The sequence below is a fragment of the Sphingomonas sp. PEI4 genome (genome assembly GCF_056679955.1).
Genome location: NZ_CM155258.1, coordinates 1,379,389 through 1,398,862 on the forward strand (window position 1 = coordinate 1,379,389; position 19,474 = coordinate 1,398,862).

General features: G+C 65.6%; 20 protein-coding genes. 9 read left to right on the forward strand and 11 right to left on the reverse strand.

The features are described 5' to 3' along the window. From AC1MLZ_RS06205 to AC1MLZ_RS06220, 4 genes are all read right to left on the reverse strand, one after another. Entirely contained in the window at positions 1-393 is a 393-nt protein-coding gene (locus AC1MLZ_RS06205) for an NADH:ubiquinone oxidoreductase subunit NDUFA12 (protein ID WP_480960876.1), read from the reverse strand. Between the two features lie 343 nt (positions 394-736). Beyond that, positions 737-1,234 (reverse strand): DUF192 domain-containing protein, encoded by a 498-nt coding sequence (locus AC1MLZ_RS06210; protein WP_480960877.1) that lies wholly within the window; start codon positions 1,232-1,234, stop codon positions 737-739. After that, positions 1,231-1,782 carry a cold-shock protein gene (locus AC1MLZ_RS06215; RefSeq protein WP_480961477.1) on the reverse strand — a complete coding sequence of 184 codons (552 nt, stop codon included), beginning with the start codon at positions 1,780-1,782 and terminating at the stop codon, positions 1,231-1,233. The genes AC1MLZ_RS06210 and AC1MLZ_RS06215 overlap by 4 nt, the downstream gene beginning before the upstream one ends. Positions 1,783-1,933: 151 nt before the next feature. After that, the gene (locus tag AC1MLZ_RS06220) at positions 1,934-2,560 is read right to left on the reverse strand and encodes a regulatory protein RecX (protein ID WP_480960878.1); all 627 of its coding nucleotides are present in this window, start codon (positions 2,558-2,560) and stop codon (positions 1,934-1,936) included. Between the two features lie 106 nt (positions 2,561-2,666). Here AC1MLZ_RS06220 and AC1MLZ_RS06225 point away from each other — a divergent pair, with 106 nt between their 5' ends. Together AC1MLZ_RS06225 and AC1MLZ_RS06230 are read left to right on the forward strand one after the other, a co-directional pair. Further along, the gene (locus AC1MLZ_RS06225) at positions 2,667-4,430 is read left to right on the forward strand and encodes a fatty acyl-AMP ligase (RefSeq protein WP_480960879.1); all 1,764 of its coding nucleotides are present in this window, start codon (positions 2,667-2,669) and stop codon (positions 4,428-4,430) included. 221 nt (positions 4,431-4,651) lie between these two features. Beyond that, positions 4,652-6,934 carry a putative bifunctional diguanylate cyclase/phosphodiesterase gene (locus tag AC1MLZ_RS06230; RefSeq protein WP_480960880.1) on the forward strand — a complete coding sequence of 761 codons (2,283 nt, stop codon included), beginning with the start codon at positions 4,652-4,654 and terminating at the stop codon, positions 6,932-6,934. Positions 6,935-6,965: 31 nt separating this feature from the next. On the opposite strand, the gene AC1MLZ_RS06235 is transcribed toward AC1MLZ_RS06230, so the two are convergent. Further along, on the reverse strand, positions 6,966-8,249 hold the full coding sequence (locus tag AC1MLZ_RS06235; RefSeq protein ID WP_480960881.1) for a M20/M25/M40 family metallo-hydrolase: 1,284 nt from the start codon (positions 8,247-8,249) through the stop codon (positions 6,966-6,968). Positions 8,250-8,438: 189 nt separating this feature from the next. Between AC1MLZ_RS06235 and AC1MLZ_RS06240 the strand changes: the two genes are divergently transcribed. Beyond that, entirely contained in the window at positions 8,439-9,110 is a 672-nt protein-coding gene (locus tag AC1MLZ_RS06240; protein WP_480960882.1) for a PAS domain-containing protein, read from the forward strand. Between the two features lie 7 nt (positions 9,111-9,117). Here AC1MLZ_RS06240 and AC1MLZ_RS06245 read toward each other — a convergent pair whose 3' ends face one another. After that, positions 9,118-9,573: a universal stress protein gene (locus tag AC1MLZ_RS06245; RefSeq protein ID WP_107961690.1), complete on the reverse strand. Its 456-nt coding sequence runs from the start codon at positions 9,571-9,573 to the stop codon at positions 9,118-9,120. Positions 9,574-9,695: 122 nt separating this feature from the next. Here AC1MLZ_RS06245 and AC1MLZ_RS06250 point away from each other — a divergent pair, with 122 nt between their 5' ends. The 5 genes from AC1MLZ_RS06250 (at position 9,696) to AC1MLZ_RS06270 (ending at position 14,982) form a co-directional block, all read left to right on the forward strand. After that, a complete protein-coding gene (locus AC1MLZ_RS06250) occupies positions 9,696-11,051 on the forward strand; it encodes a pyruvate dehydrogenase complex dihydrolipoamide acetyltransferase (RefSeq protein WP_480960883.1) in 1,356 nt (451 codons plus the stop codon). 1 nt (position 11,052) lies between these two features. Next, positions 11,053-11,304: a hypothetical protein gene (locus AC1MLZ_RS06255; protein ID WP_480960884.1), complete on the forward strand. Its 252-nt coding sequence runs from the start codon at positions 11,053-11,055 to the stop codon at positions 11,302-11,304. A 44-nt stretch (positions 11,305-11,348) separates the two neighbouring features. After that, positions 11,349-11,690, forward strand: a complete 342-nt coding sequence (locus AC1MLZ_RS06260) for an acyl-CoA thioesterase (protein WP_480961478.1) — start codon at positions 11,349-11,351, stop codon at positions 11,688-11,690. A gap of 34 nt (positions 11,691-11,724) precedes the next feature. Further along, complete coding sequence (gene lpdA / locus AC1MLZ_RS06265; RefSeq protein ID WP_480960885.1) at positions 11,725-13,119, forward strand: dihydrolipoyl dehydrogenase; 1,395 nt, start codon at positions 11,725-11,727, stop codon at positions 13,117-13,119. 438 nt (positions 13,120-13,557) lie between these two features. Next, entirely contained in the window at positions 13,558-14,982 is a 1,425-nt protein-coding gene (locus tag AC1MLZ_RS06270; RefSeq protein WP_480960886.1) for a hypothetical protein, read from the forward strand. 1 nt (position 14,983) lies between these two features. On the opposite strand, the gene AC1MLZ_RS06275 is transcribed toward AC1MLZ_RS06270, so the two are convergent. From AC1MLZ_RS06275 to AC1MLZ_RS06290, 4 genes are all read right to left on the reverse strand, one after another. Then, positions 14,984-16,042 (reverse strand): RcnB family protein, encoded by a 1,059-nt coding sequence (locus tag AC1MLZ_RS06275; RefSeq protein WP_480960887.1) that lies wholly within the window; start codon positions 16,040-16,042, stop codon positions 14,984-14,986. A 124-nt stretch (positions 16,043-16,166) separates the two neighbouring features. Further along, complete coding sequence (locus tag AC1MLZ_RS06280) at positions 16,167-16,649, reverse strand: GAF domain-containing protein (protein ID WP_480960888.1); 483 nt, start codon at positions 16,647-16,649, stop codon at positions 16,167-16,169. Positions 16,650-16,825: 176 nt separating this feature from the next. Beyond that, positions 16,826-17,251 (reverse strand): alternative ribosome rescue aminoacyl-tRNA hydrolase ArfB, encoded by a 426-nt coding sequence (gene arfB, locus AC1MLZ_RS06285; protein ID WP_480960889.1) that lies wholly within the window; start codon positions 17,249-17,251, stop codon positions 16,826-16,828. A gap of 21 nt (positions 17,252-17,272) precedes the next feature. Then, a complete protein-coding gene (locus AC1MLZ_RS06290) occupies positions 17,273-17,989 on the reverse strand; it encodes an RluA family pseudouridine synthase (RefSeq protein WP_480960890.1) in 717 nt (238 codons plus the stop codon). A gap of 30 nt (positions 17,990-18,019) precedes the next feature. Between AC1MLZ_RS06290 and AC1MLZ_RS06295 the strand changes: the two genes are divergently transcribed. Beyond that, a complete protein-coding gene (locus AC1MLZ_RS06295; RefSeq protein WP_480960891.1) occupies positions 18,020-18,784 on the forward strand; it encodes a M15 family metallopeptidase in 765 nt (254 codons plus the stop codon). 156 nt (positions 18,785-18,940) lie between these two features. Here the strand turns inward: AC1MLZ_RS06295 and AC1MLZ_RS06300 are convergent, their stop codons facing one another. Then, positions 18,941-19,423, reverse strand: a complete 483-nt coding sequence (locus AC1MLZ_RS06300; RefSeq protein WP_480960892.1) for a hemerythrin domain-containing protein — start codon at positions 19,421-19,423, stop codon at positions 18,941-18,943. Between the last annotated feature and the right edge of the window lie 51 nt (positions 19,424-19,474).

Here is a 19,474-nt window from a genome sequence, read left to right on the forward strand (position 1 = left end):
TCACCCTTCGGGCGTCCAGGCTTCGTAATCGCCCGTCGCAGCGGCACGGTGGCCACCCTTTTCGAGCGCACCGGCCGGACGATAGGCGAGCGCCGTACCGGTCATGTTCGCCACGGCCGGCTTCTGCCACGCACGGACCGGCGGCAGCGCGCGATCGGGCACGTCGTCGACCTGGTGATGCAGCCAGCTGAACCACGCCGGCGGCACCCGGCTCGCGTCGGTCGCACCCTGGTAGATCACCCAGCGGCGCGGATTGCCCGCGGTGTCCTTGCCACCCTGGTAATAGACGTTGCCAAGCGCGTCCTCACCCATCTTCGCCATGCTGCGCAGGCCGAATTTGGTGCCGAGGGTGGCGCCGTTCCACCACGTGAAAGTCGATGCGAGAAAGCCCATGGTTGGCGCTTAACCCGAGTGGCGGCGGGCTTCAACCTCGATGATGGGAGGATATCCTTATCCTCCTCCGCCAGGGGGATCTCAAAGGGTCTTGGATGAGACTGGGGTGCTGCCATGCCTGCGATCGTCCGCCCTTGTTCTCCCGCGAAGGCGGGAGTCCAGTCTGTGTCCACGCCTTCGCGGGGAAACAGTCTTGCTTGTTTTGGAAGCACTAGCCCGAACCGACCCGCACCTTTGCAGGACCATTCCATGCACCCCGCGGAGGCCGGGGCGGTATAATTGCTTGAACTAGGTCGCGGGACCGGAAGAGATTGTCAGAATACGTACGACTGACGGCTCCAGCCTACTCCGCCTTGTCCCACGTCACCAGATCACCCTCGGCGATCCCCAGTTCCGTAGCCCGGCCGCCCATCAGTTCCAGCACGGCCCCGACCGGCTCCCGCGAAGGGATCGGCGCTTCCGAGAACGGCACGGTGTTCTCGGCGATCCGCGCGATCGTACCGTCGGCGCGGATATAGAGGATATCGAGCGGACTCGGCGTGTTCTTCATCCAGAAGTTCGCCGGCACGGGCTTCCCACCCTTGGCGGGATACGGCCAGAACAGCATTCCGCCGTCGGGCTTCAGGTCGGTGCGGAACATCAGTCCGCGCGCCTGCTCGGCTTCCGTCTTCGCGCGCTCGACCCGGAACGCATGCGTCCCGTTCGCGCTTCTGATCGTCAGCGGGAGCGTAGCGGCCGCTGCCACGTCCGATTCAGCGCCGCTATTCATGTACGCGACACCCCCGGCGCCGACGCCCAGCGCCAACACCCCGGCCAACGCGGCCTTCGCAACCAAACTCATCCAAGATCCTCTTCGACCGCGACGGCAAGCGGCCCCTTGCGCCCTGCGACCACGCGCGCGCGGAGCGGCTGGTCGGGCTCGACCGTCTCGATCCCGGCGCGGCGCAGCGTTTCCATGTGGACGAAGATGTCGCTGCCGTCGACACCCCGTACCAGAAAGCCATAGCCCTTCAACCGGTTGAACCACTTCACCGATGCCGCCTCGAACGGCCCTGCCGCGTCGATCATCGCGATCGGATCGACCCGATCGGGCGAGGACACCGCGCGCACGACCTCCTCGACCGCATTGGTCATGTCGATCGAGACGATCTCGCGCGCCTGGAATCCGCGACCGCGCTGGACCGACAACGTCTCGACGCGCGCGCCTTCGGGAAGGCTGCGGCGGCCATGCGATTGCAGGACGGAGAAGTGCACCAGGATATCGCCTACGTCCTCGTCGTCCGCGACCGCAAATCCGAAGCCCCGGGTCACGTCAAACCACTTGATGACGCCACCGATCGCGCGCACGTCTTCGCTGTTCGCGATGGCGGTCACCGTCGGCACCACCATTGGCGCCCCCATCGGCATCGCCATCGCAACGGCCGGCGATACCGCCTCGACTATCATGTCCGCATCTTGCTGCGTGTCGTTACGCATTGTCACACCCCTGAACGCCGAGATAGCACGCTTCGTCGCTACCGCAACGAATCCGTTGTCGAACTCAATCGAAATCCACCAACTCCGGCGTATCGGACGGCGGTGCAGCAACAATTTTGCGTGCCAGATCGAACCGGTGGCCAGCGCGCAGCATCGCCGCGAGCTGTTTTTCCTGCAGCTTCCGATCTCCCTCGCCGTTGCCGTAAGGTCCGACTCGCTTCCGCCGGGCAAAGGCGAGCGCGGATTCGACCGCACGGTCGGCAATCGCAGGCGCTACCGATTCCGCGTCCCCATCATCGATCCCGGCCTCACGAAACGCCCCTGCGACACGCCGCGCTCCCAGCCCGCGGCGCTGCATCGCAGCAGCACGCTGCTCGGCGAACGCACGATCGTCGACATAGCCCAGATCGGCCATCCGCTGCGCGAGTTCGGCGGGCTCGGCCAGCGCCCCGGCGGAGCCCCCGTCCCAGCCGCGCTCGCGGATCTTGCGCATCAGATAATCGGTAAGCCGCCCCCGTGTCGTGGCAAACCGCTCGACATAGCGCAGTGCCATGCGCTCCAGTGCGGCGGCATCGATCGGCTTTGGCGGCGCGCGGTCGGCCTTGCGTGCACTTTCACGCCCTGCGGACCGCTCTTTCCCGCGGGTTTTGGGGCGCCCTGCCGCGCGAACGGAGTCGTCATCGTCGGACACGCCATCATTGTGCCACACTGACACCCGAAGTTGAACGGCTAGACTAGAAATAGGTGGGGTGCGCTTAGCCGCCATGCCGGGCAAGATGCCAGAGACAGGAACTGCGATGACGACCGAGACGCTTCAGAAGGACGGCCAGACCGCGGCGACGATCGTCGCGACGCCGACCCAGGACGCCCTGCCGCGCCGCTTTGCCGATTTCGGCACGCTGGGTGAAGCGCTCGATTACGCCGCGAGCGGTAACCGCGGGCTTAACTTCCACGATGCCCGCGGTACGCTTTCGCAGCCCTACCCCTATTCGCAACTCCGCGCCGACGCCCGCGCGATGGCCGATCGCCTGATCGCCGCCGGTGTCGCTCCCGCCGACCGAATCGCGCTGGTCGCCGAGACCGGCCCGGAGTTCGCCGCCTTGTTCTTCGGCGTCGTCTATGCCGGCGCATGGCCGGTGCCGCTGCCGCTGCCGACCTCGTTCGGCGGCCGCGACTCGTATATCGAACAGCTCCGCGTCCAGCTTGCGAGCTGCGACCCGAAGATGCTGATCTTTCCGCCCGAACTCGCGCAGATGGCTGGCGAGGCCGCACGCCTGTCCGGTACCATCGGCATCGACTGGTCCGAGTTCGCCACGCGGGAGGCAGCCACGGCAACGCTGCCCGAGGCCAGGCCGGACGACATCGCGTATCTGCAATATTCGAGCGGCTCGACGCGCTTCCCGCACGGCGTCGTCATCACGCATGAGGCACTGCTCAACAATCTCGCCGCGCACAGCCACGGCATGGAAGTGTGCGACACCGATCGCTGCATCTCGTGGCTGCCCTGGTACCACGACATGGGCTTGGTCGGCTGTTTCCTGTCGCCGATCGCCAACCAGGTCTCGACCGATTATTTGAAGACCGAGGATTTCGCGCGCCGGCCGCTCGCCTGGCTCGATCTCATCAGCCGCAACACCGGTACGACGCTCAGCTATTCGCCGACCTTCGGCTACGATATCTGCGCACGCCGCATGTCGTCGCAGACCAAGGCGAGCGACCGTTTCGACCTGTCGCGCTGGCGCGTGGCGGGCAACGGCGCCGACATGATCCGCCCCGATGTGATGCAGTCGTTCGTCGACGCGTTTGCCGATGCCGGCTTCAAGGCGAGCGCGTTCCTGCCGAGCTACGGCCTTGCCGAAGCGACGCTCGCGGTCTCGCTGATGCCGCCGGGCGAAGGCATCCGCGTCGAGCTCGTCGAGGAAACGCAGTTGTCGGGTGGCAGCCGCGGCGGTGACCGCCCGCAGCGTTATCGGGCGATCGTCAACTGCGGCAAGCCGGTCCGGGACATGCGGATCGAGATCCGCGAAGAAGACGGTACGCCCCTCCCCGATCGTGCGATCGGTAAGGTCTGGTGCAGCGGCAAGTCGGTGATGGTCGGCTATTTCCGCGACGACGCCGCGACCGAGGCGTGCATGGTCGATAATTGGCTCGATACCGGCGACATGGGCTATATGTCGGATGGCTACATCTACATCGTTGGCCGCGCCAAGGACATGATCATCGTCAACGGCAAGAACCACTGGCCGCAGGACATCGAATGGGCGGTGGAGCAGCTTCCGGGCTTCAAGGCCGGCGACATCGCCGCGTTCGCGATCACCACCCCCGGCGGCGAGGAGACGCCCGCCGTACTGGTCCAGTGCCGCAGCTCCGATGAAGCCGAACGCCTGCGCCTGCGCGACGAGATCCGCGAGCGCGTCCGCTCGGTAACGGGCATGAATTGCCTGATCGAACTGATCCCGCCGCGTACCTTGCCGCGTACATCGTCCGGCAAGCTCAGCCGCGCGAAAGCGCGCAACCTCTACCTCAGCGGCGATATCAAGCCGTACGACATTGCAGCCTGAAACCACCCCGACTCGGACCCACAATAAAATATTTCGAGCCGACAAAGCAGGTGTTGCCCAATACTTAGCCTCGCACTGGGTGTTAATTACATCCAATTCGGTGGATTACCAACGATCTGCTAACCAAGCTGTTTTACACCCGTGCCGTGAACATTAGATCGCCCTCCCCATCGCGCCGATTCGCGGTGGATACGCCGACGTTGCTTGGGTTGCGCGGCGGTATGGATCATCTCGAATGGAGCCGCATCCGCGCTGCGCAACTTCTTGCGGGGCGCAGATTGGCGTTGTTCCTGCTGGCGGCGAACCTCAGCGCGACGCTGACGACCGCGTTCCTGGTGCGCGACTTCGTTCCTACGTGGCAGATCGCGATCTGGACCGCATCGATCGCCACGGTTGCGATCGTGGTGGGGTTTCGTCGGCTCGCGACGAATCATCGCGGCGATAGCTATGCCAGCGTCCGTGACGTCCGCAATACCGGGTGGGAGGGGTTGGCGCTCGGTCTTGCATGGTCGGCCGTACCGGTGTTGTTCTGCACGCACGCACCGTCGGGAACGACGGCGGGGCTGGGCATAACGCTTGCGGTATTGATGATCGCGGCGGCTTTCGCAATGGCGCCGCTCGCGCTCGCGACGCTGATTTTCCTCGGGTATCTCGGTACGGCGATGGTCGTCCAGCTGGCGATGGCCGGCGCTAGTGCAGCGGCGGCGGGCATCTTCGGCTTCACGCTGATGTTGATGATCGTCTGCGTCAGCCGCGCGCGGACGCTCGTCCTGATCCGTGCTGCCGAGATCGCGCTCGACGAACGCGACCAGACGGTCAGCCTGTTGCTGCGCGAGTTCGAGGAAAACGGCGCCGACTGGCTCTGGGAGACCGATGCCGCGCGACGGATCGTCCGGGCGTCCTCACGCTTCGCGTTCGCGTGCGGACTGGATCCACTCGGCTTGGATGGCATGCCCTTCCTCCAGGTGCTGGCGGGACCGAGCTGGGAGACGGGCGAATTCACCGCTGGCCTGCGCACGCTCGCGGAAAAGATGAAGATGCGCGAGAGCTTTCGGGATCTGCGACTGCTGGTTCAGATCGGTGGCGAGGATCGCTGGTGGGAACTCGCGGCCTCGCCACGCTTCGGCGACCACGGCGAATTTGTCGGTTTTCGTGGTGTCGGCTCCGACGTAACCGAACAACGCGCCTCGGCCGACAAGATCAACCGCATGGCGCGGTTCGATACGCTCACCGGTCTGCCCAACCGCTTGATGATCAACGAGACGCTCGTGAAGACGATGGCGGAAGCTGATACGTGGGGCGGTCGCTATGCCTTCATGATGCTCGACCTCGATCGCTTCAAGGCGGTCAACGACACGCTCGGCCATCCAATCGGCGACCGCTTGCTGGGTCGGGTCTCCGAACGCCTTGCCCAGTTGATGGACGAGAATCATCTGTGCGGCCGACTTGGCGGCGATGAGTTCGCGGTGATCGTCCGCGACGCGAGCGATACCGCCGCGATCGAACGCCTGGCGCAGCGCATCATCGAATCGCTATCCCATTCCTACGAGATCGACGCACACACGCTGTATATCGGGGTCAGCGTCGGCATCGCCGTCGGCCCGCGCGATGGCCGCACCGCCGAAATGCTGGTGCGCTCCGCCGACCTTGCGCTGTACCGTGCCAAGGATGCCGGACGCGGGGTATACCGGACGTATGAGCCCGAGCTTCACGTCAAGGCCGAAGAGCGCCGCGTGCTGGAGTTGGCCCTGCGCACCGCCGTCGAGAACGGCGAAATGCATCTGGAATACCAGCCGGTCGTCGACGCCAGCACCGGCGCCCTGTTGGGCTTCGAGGCTTTGCTGCGATGGGTCAGCACGGCGTACGGCACCATTGCGCCGAACAAATTCATTCCGCTTGCCGAAGATGCACGCCTGATTGCCCCGATCGGCGCCTGGGTATTGCGGACGGCGTGCGAGGAAGCGGCCAAATGGCCGTCGGATATTCGCATCGCGGTGAACATTTCCGCCAACCAACTTCAGAATCCGAGCTTCATCACCACCGTCACGTCCGCACTGGCGAATACCGGGCTGTCGGCCGAGCGCCTCGAACTCGAAGTGACCGAAAGCGTCTTCATGCATGAGGGGCTTGGCGCGACGAAGGTGCTCGAACGGCTGCTCGATCTCGGCGTCCGTCTCAGTCTCGACGATTTCGGGACCGGCTATTCCTCGCTCGGCTACCTCAGCCGCACGCGCTTTTCATCGATCAAGATCGACCGCAGCTTCGTCCGCGATGCCGCCAAGGGGCTGCGGGAGGCGGTTGCGATCGTCCACGCCGTCATCGCCTTGGCTAAAAGCCTGGATATGGCGACCACGGCAGAGGGCGTGGAGACCGAGGCCGAACACCGCATGGTCCAGGAGTTCGGCTGCACCAAGGTCCAGGGCTTCTACTTCGGCCGCCCCCTTCCCGTCGAGGAAGCGCGCACGCTCGCCAACCGGCGCTGGAAAGCGTCCGCCGCGGCCTGATCGACCGCGAGCAGCCCGACGGACGCGACGTTCAACGCCGCCGTTCACGCCCGGCGAAACTCACAAGACTTTCCGCACCAGCGGCTGAAAGCGCGGACACGCCGACGAAATTGTCGTCGACCGGCACCTGCGTCAGGACCGTCCCGATTCCCGTGACATCGCGAGTCTCGGCCCAGGCCTGCGCATCGTTACGGCGCCACCGCACGCGGTAGCCGGCAGCACCCGGTACCGCAGTCCACTTCACCGTCGTATCGCGGGACAGTGCCCCCGCGATCGACACGTCCTCGGGCGCTGCGGGTGCGCTGGCGATTCGCGACAGTGTCGCGACGTTGATCGCCATCACCTTCGCCAGATAGGGGAAGTCCATGCCGGCGATCGTGTCGCCGTAAACCACGCCCTTCTCGGTGCGCAGATCCTGGTGCTGGCGATCCCAATTCTCCGCTGCGACCGAGAACCGCACCGCGGGATAGCCGAGCTTCAGGAACGGCTCGTGATCGCCGCCGCGCCCGAACCGGTCCGGTCGACGATCGAGCATCACGTCGAGCCCGCCAGGAATACCGCGTGCGATGCCGTCGATCGCCTTGGCCAAGGCCCGACTGGGACCGTCGTCCTCGCCGCCCTCCGCCCGACGCCCCTGCTGCGCGACCAGGTCTTCCGAGGCGCGAATACCCTCGGAGAACACCCGGACCTTATCGGCAACGCGTACGCCGCCCTGCCCGACGGTGTTGCCGACGATGTCGTTGTTGAGCATCGCCGACACCTGCCAGCCACGTGCCTTGGCGGTATCTGCGAGCAATTCGGCGCCCCACAGGCCCTGCTCCTCGCCGGAGAACACCGCATAGACGATCGTCGCATCGAACTGCCGCTGGGACAGCAGTCGTGCCGCCTCCAGTACCAGCGCAACGCCCGACGCATTGTCGTTCGCGCCCGGCGCGTCCGACGTCACGTTCATCACGTCGGTGACGCGGCTGTCGATATGCGCGCCGACGATCACCACGCGGGTCGGATCGCGGCCCTTCTGGATGCCGAGCACGTCCTCGACGACGACGCCGGTCGGTGCGCGCGGACCGGTGAAGCGCCGCGAGATCCTGTCGACGGTAATGCATCCACCGCAGGTTGCAGAAATTGCGTTGAAACGGTTGGCGGCCCAGGTTCGGGCGGCACCGATGCCGCGCTTCGGATCGGCCGTGATTGAGGCGGTATGGCGCGTACCAAAGCCGACCATCGTCGCGACATCGGCCTCCAGTCGTGCCGGTGATGGAGCAGGATATGCGGCGGCGGCTGCAAGTAGCAGTGGGGCGACAAAGATGGACATTCTTCGATCTTGGCGCGAACCGACCTGCATCTCAAGCTACGATCATGATATTTTTACAATCGCGCAATTACTAGCGTGGGAAAGAGTATTTGCGCACTATGCCAACGGCTTGAAACGAAATCGCATAATCCATGTTGCAGAATTTTTGACCCGGTTGATAACGATGTCCGCGGGGCTGCAGGAACGAAGATGATCATTGGCCACTCTATTTCGAACGGCGAAGGCGTCATCCAGGCGGTCGACGAAACGGTTGCGACATTGTTGCAGCGCACCCAGAAACAGTTGGTCGGGCTGTCCTATCTCGCGATCACACACCCCGATGACCTTGCCCGCAACCGCACGCAGGTTGCCGCGCTGCAACCCAACGGAAACTCAACGAAAATCAGGAAGCGCTATATCGGCGGCGAAGGCGAGATCATCACGCTCGAGGTGCAGGTGTCGAGACTCGGCAGCGGCCAGACCGGGCATCTCGTCGGCACGCTCTCGACCATACCCTCAGCGGCCGACGTGATCGACCCCGCGGACATGCCCTACCGCCTTTGGCGACGCGCGAAGAGCTTGCTGGGCGTCATGCGCGCGCGCGATGAAACGCTAGGCGCAGACCTGTTCGCGGACCACGCGTGGACGACATTGCTGATCGTGTACGTTGCCGAAGCCGAAGGTCGGATCGCTAGTATCGACATGGTCGCCGACACCTTGCGCATGTCCCGCACCACGCTGGGCCGGTGGATCCGGGTACTTCAGACCCGGTCGCTGATCGAGCCACCCCACGCCGATCTCGATGGGCTGCAACTCACCCAGACGGGCATCGACGGCATCGAACGACTGCTCGCCACCGAATCCGCGCTGGAAGTCAGCTAGGGGCTGCTCAGCTAAGCCTGTCGATCGCCTCGCGCGTCAACGATCCAGGAATGATCATGACCGGAACGGGCAACGCGCCGGCGTCGGTCCCCGCGAAATGCGCGATCAACTCGCCCGGCGCGCCGCTGGCCGCAGCTCCCAGCACCAGCGCGGCGATGTCGGGGTTCGCCTCGATCATCTCGCGGATGATCTTGGCGGCTTCGCCTTCGCGCACGGTGATCGACGGCCGTAATCCCGATTCCTCGATCAGCGTACCCGCGGCTCCTGCAACGAGCCCTTCGGCATGCAAGCGCGCTTCTTCCTCGATCGTCGCCTGGACGCCGCCGAACGCGATGAACTCCTGCGGCGGGATCACGGTCAGGATTTCGACCCCGCCGCCGGTCTTTACCGCACGCCGGGCCGCGAACCGCAACGCGATGCCGGCTTCCGGACTATCGTCGATAACCACCAGATAAATGCGCATTTTCGCCCCCGTTATTGCCGGTAATTGGGCCGAGGCGGGTCGATACGCAAGTCCGGCGGGGTTGACCCGAGCGGACGAGGGCGCGAGTAGGCATGCCGTTACGTCACGCCCTGGGGAAATCCATGTCGATCGAGATCAAGATGCCTGCCCTGTCCCCGACCATGGAGGAGGGTACCCTCGCCAAATGGTTGATCAAGGAGGGCGACGTCGTGAAATCCGGCGACCTGATGGCCGAGATCGAAACCGACAAGGCAACGATGGAATTCGAAGCCGTCGACGAAGGCACCGTGGTCAAGATCCTCGTCGCCGAGGGTACCGACAACGTGAAGGTCGGCACGGTCATCGCGATCATCGCCGAAGAGGGCGAGGACGCTTCGTCCGTCTCGTCGACGCCTGCGAAGAGCGAGACGCCCGAGCCGGCCGCGAAGGAATCGGAAGCCAAATCCGATCCGACGGATCCGAACAAGACCGGGACCGAGGCCAAGCCGGTCGAGCGGACCGAGGCTTCGGCCGAGGATCATGGCCGGCCGGACGACGCCGGTGCGGCCAAGCCTGCTGAGAGCGGTGACCGTGTGAAGGCGAGTCCGCTCGCGCGTCGCCTCGCCGCCGACAAGGGTATCGATCTCGGCGCAGTGTCGGGTTCGGGGCCGAAGGGTCGTATCGTCAAGGCCGACGTCGACAGCGCCAAGCCGGGCGCCGCGCCCGTTGCTGCGAAGACCGAAGCAGCAGCGCCGACGACCGCCGCCGCTGCTCCGGCGCCCGCTGCAAAGCCCGCGACCGTCCCGGACATCCCTTATGAGGCGACCAAGCTCAGCAACGTCCGGAAAACGATCGCGCGGCGCCTGACCGAGTCGAAGCAGACCGTTCCGCACATCTACCTCACGGTGAACATCCGCCTCGACGCGTTGCTCAAGCTGCGCGGCGAGCTGAACAAGAGCCTCGAATCGCGCGGCGTGAAGCTGTCGGTCAACGATCTGCTGATCAAGGCGCAGGCCGTCGCACTCATGCAGGTGCCGACCTGCAACGTGATGTTCACGCCCGACCAGCTCATCACCTTCCAGCGCGCCGACATCTCGGTCGCGGTGAGCACGCCGTCGGGCCTGATCACGCCGATCATCGTCGGTGCCGACACCGCGTCGCTGTCGTCGATCTCGACGCAGATGAAGGACCTTGCCGCCCGCGCACGCGACGGCAAGTTGAAGCCCGAGGAATATCAGGGCGGCACCGCCTCGATCAGCAACATGGGCATGTTCGGCATCACGCAGTTCGACGCGGTCATCAACCCGCCCCAGGCGATGATCCTCGCGATCGGCGCGGGCGAGAAGCGGCCGTTCGTGGTGGGCGACGAACTTACCGTGGCGACCGTCATGTCGGCGACCGGCAGCTTCGATCACCGCGCGATCGACGGTGCCGACGGCGCGCAGTTCATGAAGGCGTTCAAGCATCTCGTCGAGAACCCGCTGGGCATGCTCGCCTGAGATGAAGCTCATGTCGTGGTTCAGGTCGCTGTCGGGCACCACCATTGAGATCCTGCATATCGTCGCAGGACTCGTGGCGGCGGTGGCGATCACCTGGGCGGCGGCATGGTCCTACCCGCTCGGGCAGGACGTAATCTGGTCGTGCGGTGCGGCGGCTATGGTCGCGACCCTGCTGATGGGCGTGGGGCCGCTGCGCCGCGCCCGCCGTCTCGATACCCAGAACGGCGGCCAGACCCGCAGGAGTGAAGCGTGACCGACCTGCCCCCCAATAAAGCCCCGACGATCCGCGTCACCGCGATGCCCGCAGATGCCAACCCTTATGGCGACATTTTCGGCGGCTGGCTGATGGGCCAGATGGATCTTGCCGCCGGCTCGGTCGCGTCGCGGCGTAGCGGCGGCCGCGCCGTCACCATTGCGGCAGACGCGATGAAGTTCCACATGCCGGTCGTTGTCGGTGACGAAGTGTCGGTCTACGCAGACCTGATCGCGGTCGGTCGCACGTCGATGACGATCGAAGTCGAGGCCTGGCGTCGCGCGCGCCACAGCAATGACAGCTGCAAGGTGACCCAGGCGCGCTTCATCTTCGTGGCGGTCGGTGACGATCGCAAACCGCGGCCCGTGCCGCCCGCTTCTAGCTAAGCAGCAACCAACTGATTTTCTGAAGGACTCTCACGTGGCTGATACTTTCGACCTCGTCATCCTCGGTTCCGGCCCCGGCGGTTACGTCGCCGCGATCCGCGCGTCGCAACTCGGCCTCAAGGTCGCGATCGTCGAGCGCGAGCGGCTTGGCGGCATCTGCCTCAACTGGGGTTGCATCCCGACTAAGGCGTTGCTCCGCACGTCCGAAATCTACCACTATATGCAGAACGCAGAGAGCTACGGCCTGAAGGCGGACAATGTTGGCTTCGACCTCGCCAAGATCGTCGACCGCTCGCGCAAGGTTGCCGGCCAGCTGAACGCGGGCGTCAAGGGCCTGATGAAGAAGAACAAGGTCACGGTCGTCGAAGGCGTCGGCACCGTGACCGCCAAGGGCAAGCTCAGCGTCAAGCAGGGCGACAAGACCGTCGAGCTCGAAGCCAAGAACATCATCGTCGCGACCGGCGCCCGCGCCCGCGACCTGCCGTTCGCCAAGGCCGACGGCGAGCGGATCTGGACCTATCGCCACGCGATGGTACCGACCGAAATGCCGACCAAGCTGCTCGTGATCGGCTCGGGCGCAATCGGCGTCGAGTTCGCGAGCTTCTACAACGACATGGGCGCCGACGTGACGATCGTCGAAATGCTGCCGCGCATCCTCCCCGTCGAGGACGAGGAAGTCTCCGCGTTCATGGACAAGGCACTGACCAAGCAGGGTATCAAGCTGTTGACCCAGACCGGGCTGGAGGGTCTCGCACCGTCCACCAACGGCATCACGGCGAAGATCAAGGCAAAGGATGGCAAGGTCACGGAAGAGACCTTCAGCCACGCGATCATCGCGATCGGCATCGTTCCCAACACCGAGAATATCGGGCTGGAGGCGCTCGGCGTCGAAACCGACCGCGGCCACATCAAGACCGACGGCTATGGCCGCACCAACGTTGACGGCATCTGGGCGATCGGCGACGTCACCGGCGCGCCTTGGCTTGCGCACAAGGCCAGCCACGAGGGCATCATCGCGGTCGAGAAGATCGCCGGTGGTTCGCCGCACCAGATGGACAAGGCCAACATCCCCGGCTGCACCTATTCGCGCCCACAGGTGGCGTCGGTCGGCATGACCGAGGCGAAGGCGAAGGAAGCGGGGTACGAGCTGAAGGTTGGCAAGTTCCCCTTCATCGGCAACGGCAAGGCCATTGCTTTGGGTGAGGCCGAGGGTTTCGTGAAGACGGTGTTCGACGCGAAGACCGGCGAACTGCTCGGCGCGCACATGGTCGGCGCGGAAGTAACCGAGTTGATCCAGGGCTATGTCGTCGCGCGGCAGTTGGAGACGACCGAGGCCGAACTGATGGAGACGGTGTTCGCCCATCCGACGCTCAGCGAGATGATGCACGAGAGCGTGTTGGCGGCGTACGGCCGAGCGATCCACTACTGAGGGGACCTCTCAATCCTCCCAGGCCAGTGGGGGAGGCAGGCGAGCCTGACGGAGGGGGAGGACACGGAGCGGGCATGATCGCTTACCGCCCCCTCCGTCTGGCCAGTGCCAGACACCGCGTCCTGGCGGGGAGGATACGCGCGCGATACCGCTCGTCTCCGTCATCATGACGAAAGTCAGGACCCAGGGTACCGCCCACAGCCCTTTGTGACCCTGGATTCTGACTTTCGTCAGGATGACGGGGCCGAGTGAGGCATCATCGTCTGGTCAGGCACGGCGTTACGATACCCGGCCGATCGACCGATCCGGGTAGAATATCCCGTTTCGGCCCTATCTCTCTTGATCGTCGCTCCTGACGCATCGAATGATCATGCCAGCCACGAGGTCCCTGCTTTCAGGACCTCCTGGTACTAAAAGCGAACGGTGCAGGACCCGCGAATGTCGATCGAACCTGCCGCCCGCCTCACGCAGCGTCACATTGTCATCGCCGCGACCGCGCTATGCATTGCCTCGCTCGCGCTGTTCTGGCCGGGCACCGCGATGTACGACACCGTCACGCAATATCGGCAAGTCCTGTCGGGCGTGTACGACGATTGGCACCCGCCCGCGATGGCGCGTGTCTGGGCGCTGATCGCACCGCTAGGCCCCGGTGCGACGCCGATGCTGGTTCTGCAGCTAACCACCTACTGGCTCGGCCTCGGCCTGATCGCAGCCGCGCTAGCCCGAACCCGCCGCGCTCGCAGCGCTGCCGCGATCCTCGCGATCGGGCTACTGCCGCCGTTCCTCGGCTGGCAGGGCGTCGTCCTCAAGGACGCGCAACTCGTCGGTGCGCTGCTCGCGGCGGTTGGCATCATCGGTTGGTGGCGGCTCGCGCGTTGCCCCCTGCACGGCGCGATGTGGATTCCGGTGGCGCTGTTGCTCACCTACGCCGTGCTGGTCCGCGCCAACGCGGTGTTCATCGTCGTTCCCCTGCTCGTCACGCTCGCCCCTCGCCCGACGCACCTGGTCGCAAAGCTCGTCACCGGCATTATCGCAGTGGTCGTCATGCTCGGCATCGCGCCGATCGTGAACCACCGACTCCTCCTCGCGCAACCCAGCGGAGTCGAGTCGACGCAGGCTCTCTACGATCTCGCCGGAATTGCCGCGCGCGCACCGGGAAGCGACACGACCGGCTTGACCGAAGAAGAGGCGACAACCGTAATCGCCCGGCGCTGTGCGAAGGCGTTCTTCTGGGATCCGCTCGGCGACGACGCGCATTGCGGGACGGCGATGGCACGGCTGCGCGCGCTGCCTACCGCGACGCTTTACGTCACGCTGGCGTCGGCGGCGCTGCATCATCCGATCGCCTATGCCGGGCATCGCTTCGCGCATCTGAACTCGACCAACCGCTGGCTAGTCCCGTTCCACTGGCCGAGCGCAGCGCCGCCCGCCGCGTCCGAGCCGAACACGCTCGGCCTCGCCAACCCCGGTGCGGCCGCCCGCGCTTGGGAGGCGCTGACCGCCGTGATCGTCGAGACGCCGCTCGGCTGGCCGATCGCGTGGATCGTCGTCGCGGCCACCGCGCTTGCCGCGAGTCTGGCGCGTCCGCGTGATCCGGTCCGCGATCTCGCCACTGCGCTGCTCGTGTCCGCGGTTGCGCTCGAGGCGAGCTTCGCGGTCCTGAGTATCGCGTCCGACCTGCGCTATCACCTGTGGCCGATGCTCGCGACCGCGGTGGCGAGCGTGCTACTGGCCGACCGTCCACCGCCGAAAAATATACTCATAGCCGGCGCAAGCGCACTCGTTCTGGTCGTCGGCGGCGGCATTGCCGCGCGCGTCGTACTCCCCCAACCGCCGCAGACTTACGCCGGCATGCTCGGCTGAGTTACCGGCGGCGCCGCAATTCCCTCCGCGGAGAGGATGCCGCGTCGTGATATTCGGTTGTGGTGGTCGTCGTCGTAACCGGCACGGACTGCACGACAATCGTCGTCGCGCCAGGCGGATACGCGCCGCCGCCGCTGGTCGTCGTCACCGTCGTTGCGCCGTCCGGCGACGTCCAGGTGCCACCCGGTTCCACGGTATACGCGCGCGGTTGCTGATCCCCTGCGCCATAGGATGGCGATGGTGGTGAGTAGCCGCCTGCGGAGGCGGGCGCGGCATATCCCGCGCCATAGCCCGAAGGCGGCGGTGCGCGGCGGCCGCGGTCTTCGCCCTTGTCGATCGCATAGCCGGCCGCAGCGCCGGCACCGGCGCCGATCAGCGTTCCACCGAGACGGTTACCGCGACCGCCGATGACGTTGCCCGCAACGCCGCCGGCCACTGCACCGATCGCGGCGCCACCGAGCCCGTTATCACGGCGCGGCGCGGTACGATCCTGGTACGGCGGGGTATATGCACGCTCGTCAGGACCTGCATAGACCGAGTCGTTGGCAGCATAGTCGCGGGGGCTTATCGTCGCACGGCCGCCCCCATCCGCGCGATCCCAATCGATATCGCTCGCAGTGTCGTAGATCGAACCGCGCGAGTCGATCAGCACGGCGTCGTCGTAATAGCGCGCCCAGTTATACCCCTGGGGTGGCTGCGCGAGGCCGTAATTCGACCAGTCGCCGACATGGAAACGCGGCGTGTTCCAATAGCTCGGCACCGCCCAACCGCGGTATGGGCGGCGATAACCGGCCCAGCCGCCCGGGGCATTCGCGCCACCCCACCAGCGACCGCCGATCTTGCTGCCCCACCGCGACGCACGCTGGGCTTGGCCCGGTCGCGTCGGAGCCTGCACGACGGGGGTCCGCGCGGCGATCGGGCCGGGGCGGCTCGGGCGTGCCATCGGCGCCTGCATTGCGGTGCCCGGAGCGGGATAGCTCGCGCCCGGAGTTGGCCGCTGCGCCTCTGCCATGCCGCCTGCCAGCGCCAGTCCCGCGCTCGCGATCAAAAGCCTCCGCATGTCCGTCTCCCTGCTTCCGCCACCCGATCCGGCGCAAACGCCGGATGTGTTGGTGCGTTGCTTACCAAGTGGGCGAAGGAGTCGCCAGAAGACGTGCTGTCCCGAAACGGGGCGCGTCGGACCGCTAGGCCAGTCGCTGGCCGAGCATTGCCGCGAGCGCCTCGCAGCCTGCCGCGTCCTCCGCATCGAACCGCGCGGGCTCCGGGCTGTCGAGATCGAGCACCGCGATCAGCGTTCCGCCCTGGGTCACCGGCACCACCAGTTCTGACCGGCTCGCCGCATCGCAGGCGATGTGCCCCGGGAACGCGTGGACGTCCTCGACCAGTTGCGTCTTCAACGTCGCCGCCGCGGCACCGCAGACGCCCTTGCCCACGGGGATGCGGATGCAGGCGACCTTGCCCTGGAACGGCCCGAGCACGAGTTCGCCTTCCACCAGCCGGTAGAATCCTGCCCAGTTCAGGTCGGGGAGATATTCCCACACAAGGGCGGCTGCGTTCGCCATGTTGGCGATCGGATCACGCTCGTCTGCGGTCAACGCATCGAGCGCCGAGAGCAGGTCGCGGTAGAGATCGGCCTTGGTGCCGGCGGCGATATCGAACTGGTACATGACTTCTTCCTTGGTCGGCGGTGGTGGGTTGAGCAACGTCGGAACGCTCGCCTTCGATCAAACGCCGTCACCCCAGCGAACGCTGAGGTCTCCATGTTGGGCACCGCTGTCCATTCCTCAAGGATACCCCAGCTTTCGCTGGGGTGACGGAATATATGAAAGATCGGATGCAACGCTTAGTCGTCGCGCACCTTCCCCCGCCCCGCTTTCACCCCGCTGCGCACCTTCTTCGTATCGACGCGCCGAGCCTTCGCCGCCTTGGACGGCTTGGTCGCGCGGCGGGCTTTCGGGACGATCGTCGCTTCCTTGATCAGCGCGACGAGGCGTTCGCGGACCTCCTGCCGATTGAGCAGTTGCGACCGCGTTCCCTCGCTGCGCAGCACGAGCACGCCGTCGCGGGTTAGCCGCGATCCGGCCAGCACCGCGATGCGGTTTTTCACCGCAAGCGGCAAACCCGGCGAAAGACCGACGTCGAATCGCAGGATCACCGCGCTGTCGGTGGTGTTGACGTGCTGACCGCCGGGACCACCCGAGCGGGTCGTGCTCTCGATCAGCTCGCTGTCGTCGATCGAGATCGATCGGGTGATCGGGATCGCGACCATCAGCCCCTCCCCTCGGTCCGCTCAGTCGTCGGTGGAGTCGGACGTCGTTGCTTCGGCAACCTGAGAGACGTCGGCGGTCGGCGTCGCCTTGTCCGCAAAACCGGCTTTGGCGAACCGCTCGGGCAACGGCGCTTCAGCAAGCACGTCGGGCTTGCCCGCGCGCGGCACGATCAGGCGTTGCGCGTGGAGCATCATGCCGAGCCCATCCGCCTTGCCGTACACACCGTCGCCGACCACCGGTGCACCGAGGCCGCTCGCGGCGTGAACGCGAATCTGATGCGTGCGTCCGGTCTCGGGCAGGAACTCGACGAGCGAGCGGCCGTCCCTGATCTCAAGCACGCGCCATTTGGTACGGGACTTCTTGCCGTCGGGGTCCTCGACCATCCGCCAGCCGGTCTCGGCCGTGCTCACCTTGCCGAGTGCCATCTCGATCAACCCGGACGTACCCTCGACCACGCCGTCAAGCAGCGCGATGTAACGCTTCGAGACGAGACCCTGCTCGAACGCCTGCTGCAACCGGGCATGCGCCTTCGGGTTGCGCGACAGGAGGAGGCAGCCGCTCGTGTCGCGGTCGAGCCGGTGCACGGGCTTGGGCCAGCGCTGGAAGCCGAACTTCAGGCTTTCCAAATGATTTTCGAGGCTCAGCGAGCCATCGCGGGGCGGATCGACCGGAAGCCCTGCGGGCTTGTCGATCACCAGGGCCTCGCCGTCGAGGAAGAGTACGCGTTCACCATGCATGGCGCCGCCCTTGCCATCATTAGCGCCTGCGTGCCAGAGCCCGCGTCGATGTTGCACCGCACGCTGGCCCTTGCGCTCCTCTTCGCCCCGACCATAGCGGAGGCACAATTGTGCGAAGGGCAGAGCGCGGCGATCGCGCCGGATGGTCGCGCGTTCGGGCATTTGCCGTATGGCGACGCTTCCGAAAGCGAACTGGTGACGCTGCCGTCCTATTATTCGGTGGGCAATCCGTGCGTGGTGCGGGCCGACATCTTGCCCGATCTGTTGCGGCTGTTTGCGGCGGCGCAAGGCGAGCCTTCGGTGATGGGCCAACTGCGCGCCTTGTCGTGCCAGCGGTCGATCGCGCGCCAACGCAGCGTCTTCTGTCGCGGCGAGACGAGCAGCCCGGCCGATCGCGCGATCTCTGTCGCACCCCCGGGGTATAGCGAACACTCCACCGGCTATGCCTTGGACTTCGCGGTCCGACCCGCAAATGGCTGCCCCGACGCGGAGGCGTGCATGGCCGCCACCCCAGCCGCCCGCTGGCTCCGCGCGAACGCCCCCCGCTTCGGCTTCGAGCAGAGCTTTCCCGGCGGCAACAAGCAGCATGTGAAGTGGGAGCCGTGGCATTGGCGCTGGGTCGGGGCGAGCCAGAGTGCCCCTGGGGCGGCGAAGGCTCGGTTCGTGTTTGCGCGGGCTCGGCGACTGTATCCGGCAGATCCGGGCCTGCTGCCGCTGGTGGTGAAGGTTACGGCGCAGCCGCCGGTGCCGGCGGCGCCCGTGGTGGTCGCGCCGTCGAAAAAGAAGCGCCGCTAACGCTCTTTCGATCCTCCCCCGCCAGGGGAAGGTGGCGCCGATGGTGACGGAGGGGGAGGACACGGAACAGCGGTTTCCCTTACCTCCCCTTCCGTCTGGCAAGAGCCAGCCACCTCCCCCTGGCGGGGGAGGATCAGATCAATTCATCGCCCCCACTCAGTGCAGCACTAGCCCACCCGGCCGCACCACACCGTCCCGCAGCGCATGATCGTAGAGCAACTCCGTCTCCAGCTTCACCTGATGCGACAACCGATCGAGCATCGACTCCGCCTGTACCGCGAACACCGCCCAATCCTTCGGCGAGATGGTGGGAAGCCAGCGGCCGATGAATGCCTTCCAGTCCGACCGTAGATTGTCGAGATCTTCTTCCATCATCGCGATCGTGTCGGCCGAGCAATGCGCCTCCATCGCCACGACGGTGCGATCGATGACCTCGTCCTCGACGTCGAGATGGTCGGCGACTGTAACGGCAAGTTCGATCAGCTTGCGCGAGGCGAGCGCGCTCTGGGTGCTCGATTGTCTGGCCAGCAAGACGAGGTCGGCGCACTGACCGGCGATCTTCTCGTGATCGTCGATCAGTCGAGCCCAGTTCGCACGATCCTGGTCGGATATTGTCCGCGCTGCGATCTTCTCGTTCATGACGCCGCCCTTTTCCCTAACGAAATGTTATCCAATAACGCTCGAAATACG

Coding starts and splice junctions, on each gene's coding strand:
- AC1MLZ_RS06275 (WP_480960887.1), bottom strand. CDS start 16,042: ATGCGGAGGCTTTTGATCGCGAGCGCGGGACTGGCGCTGGCAGGCGGC.
- AC1MLZ_RS06250 (WP_480960883.1), top strand. CDS start 9,696: ATGTCGATCGAGATCAAGATGCCTGCCCTGTCCCCGACCATGGAGGAG.
- AC1MLZ_RS06235 (WP_480960881.1), bottom strand. CDS start 8,249: ATGTCCATCTTTGTCGCCCCACTGCTACTTGCAGCCGCCGCCGCATAT.
- AC1MLZ_RS06210 (WP_480960877.1), bottom strand. CDS start 1,234: ATGAGTTTGGTTGCGAAGGCCGCGTTGGCCGGGGTGTTGGCGCTGGGC.
- AC1MLZ_RS06270 (WP_480960886.1), top strand. CDS start 13,558: ATGTCGATCGAACCTGCCGCCCGCCTCACGCAGCGTCACATTGTCATC.
- AC1MLZ_RS06245 (WP_107961690.1), bottom strand. CDS start 9,573: ATGCGCATTTATCTGGTGGTTATCGACGATAGTCCGGAAGCCGGCATC.
- AC1MLZ_RS06225 (WP_480960879.1), top strand. CDS start 2,667: ATGACGACCGAGACGCTTCAGAAGGACGGCCAGACCGCGGCGACGATC.
- AC1MLZ_RS06280 (WP_480960888.1), bottom strand. CDS start 16,649: ATGTACCAGTTCGATATCGCCGCCGGCACCAAGGCCGATCTCTACCGC.
- AC1MLZ_RS06215 (WP_480961477.1), bottom strand. CDS start 1,782: ATGGTGGTGCCGACGGTGACCGCCATCGCGAACAGCGAAGACGTGCGC.
- AC1MLZ_RS06290 (WP_480960890.1), bottom strand. CDS start 17,989: ATGCATGGTGAACGCGTACTCTTCCTCGACGGCGAGGCCCTGGTGATC.
- AC1MLZ_RS06240 (WP_480960882.1), top strand. CDS start 8,439: ATGATCATTGGCCACTCTATTTCGAACGGCGAAGGCGTCATCCAGGCG.
- AC1MLZ_RS06230 (WP_480960880.1), top strand. CDS start 4,652: ATGGATCATCTCGAATGGAGCCGCATCCGCGCTGCGCAACTTCTTGCG.
- arfB (WP_480960889.1), bottom strand. CDS start 17,251: ATGGTCGCGATCCCGATCACCCGATCGATCTCGATCGACGACAGCGAG.
- AC1MLZ_RS06255 (WP_480960884.1), top strand. CDS start 11,053: ATGAAGCTCATGTCGTGGTTCAGGTCGCTGTCGGGCACCACCATTGAG.
- AC1MLZ_RS06300 (WP_480960892.1), bottom strand. CDS start 19,423: ATGAACGAGAAGATCGCAGCGCGGACAATATCCGACCAGGATCGTGCG.
- AC1MLZ_RS06205 (WP_480960876.1), bottom strand. CDS start 393: ATGGGCTTTCTCGCATCGACTTTCACGTGGTGGAACGGCGCCACCCTC.
- AC1MLZ_RS06260 (WP_480961478.1), top strand. CDS start 11,349: ATGCCCGCAGATGCCAACCCTTATGGCGACATTTTCGGCGGCTGGCTG.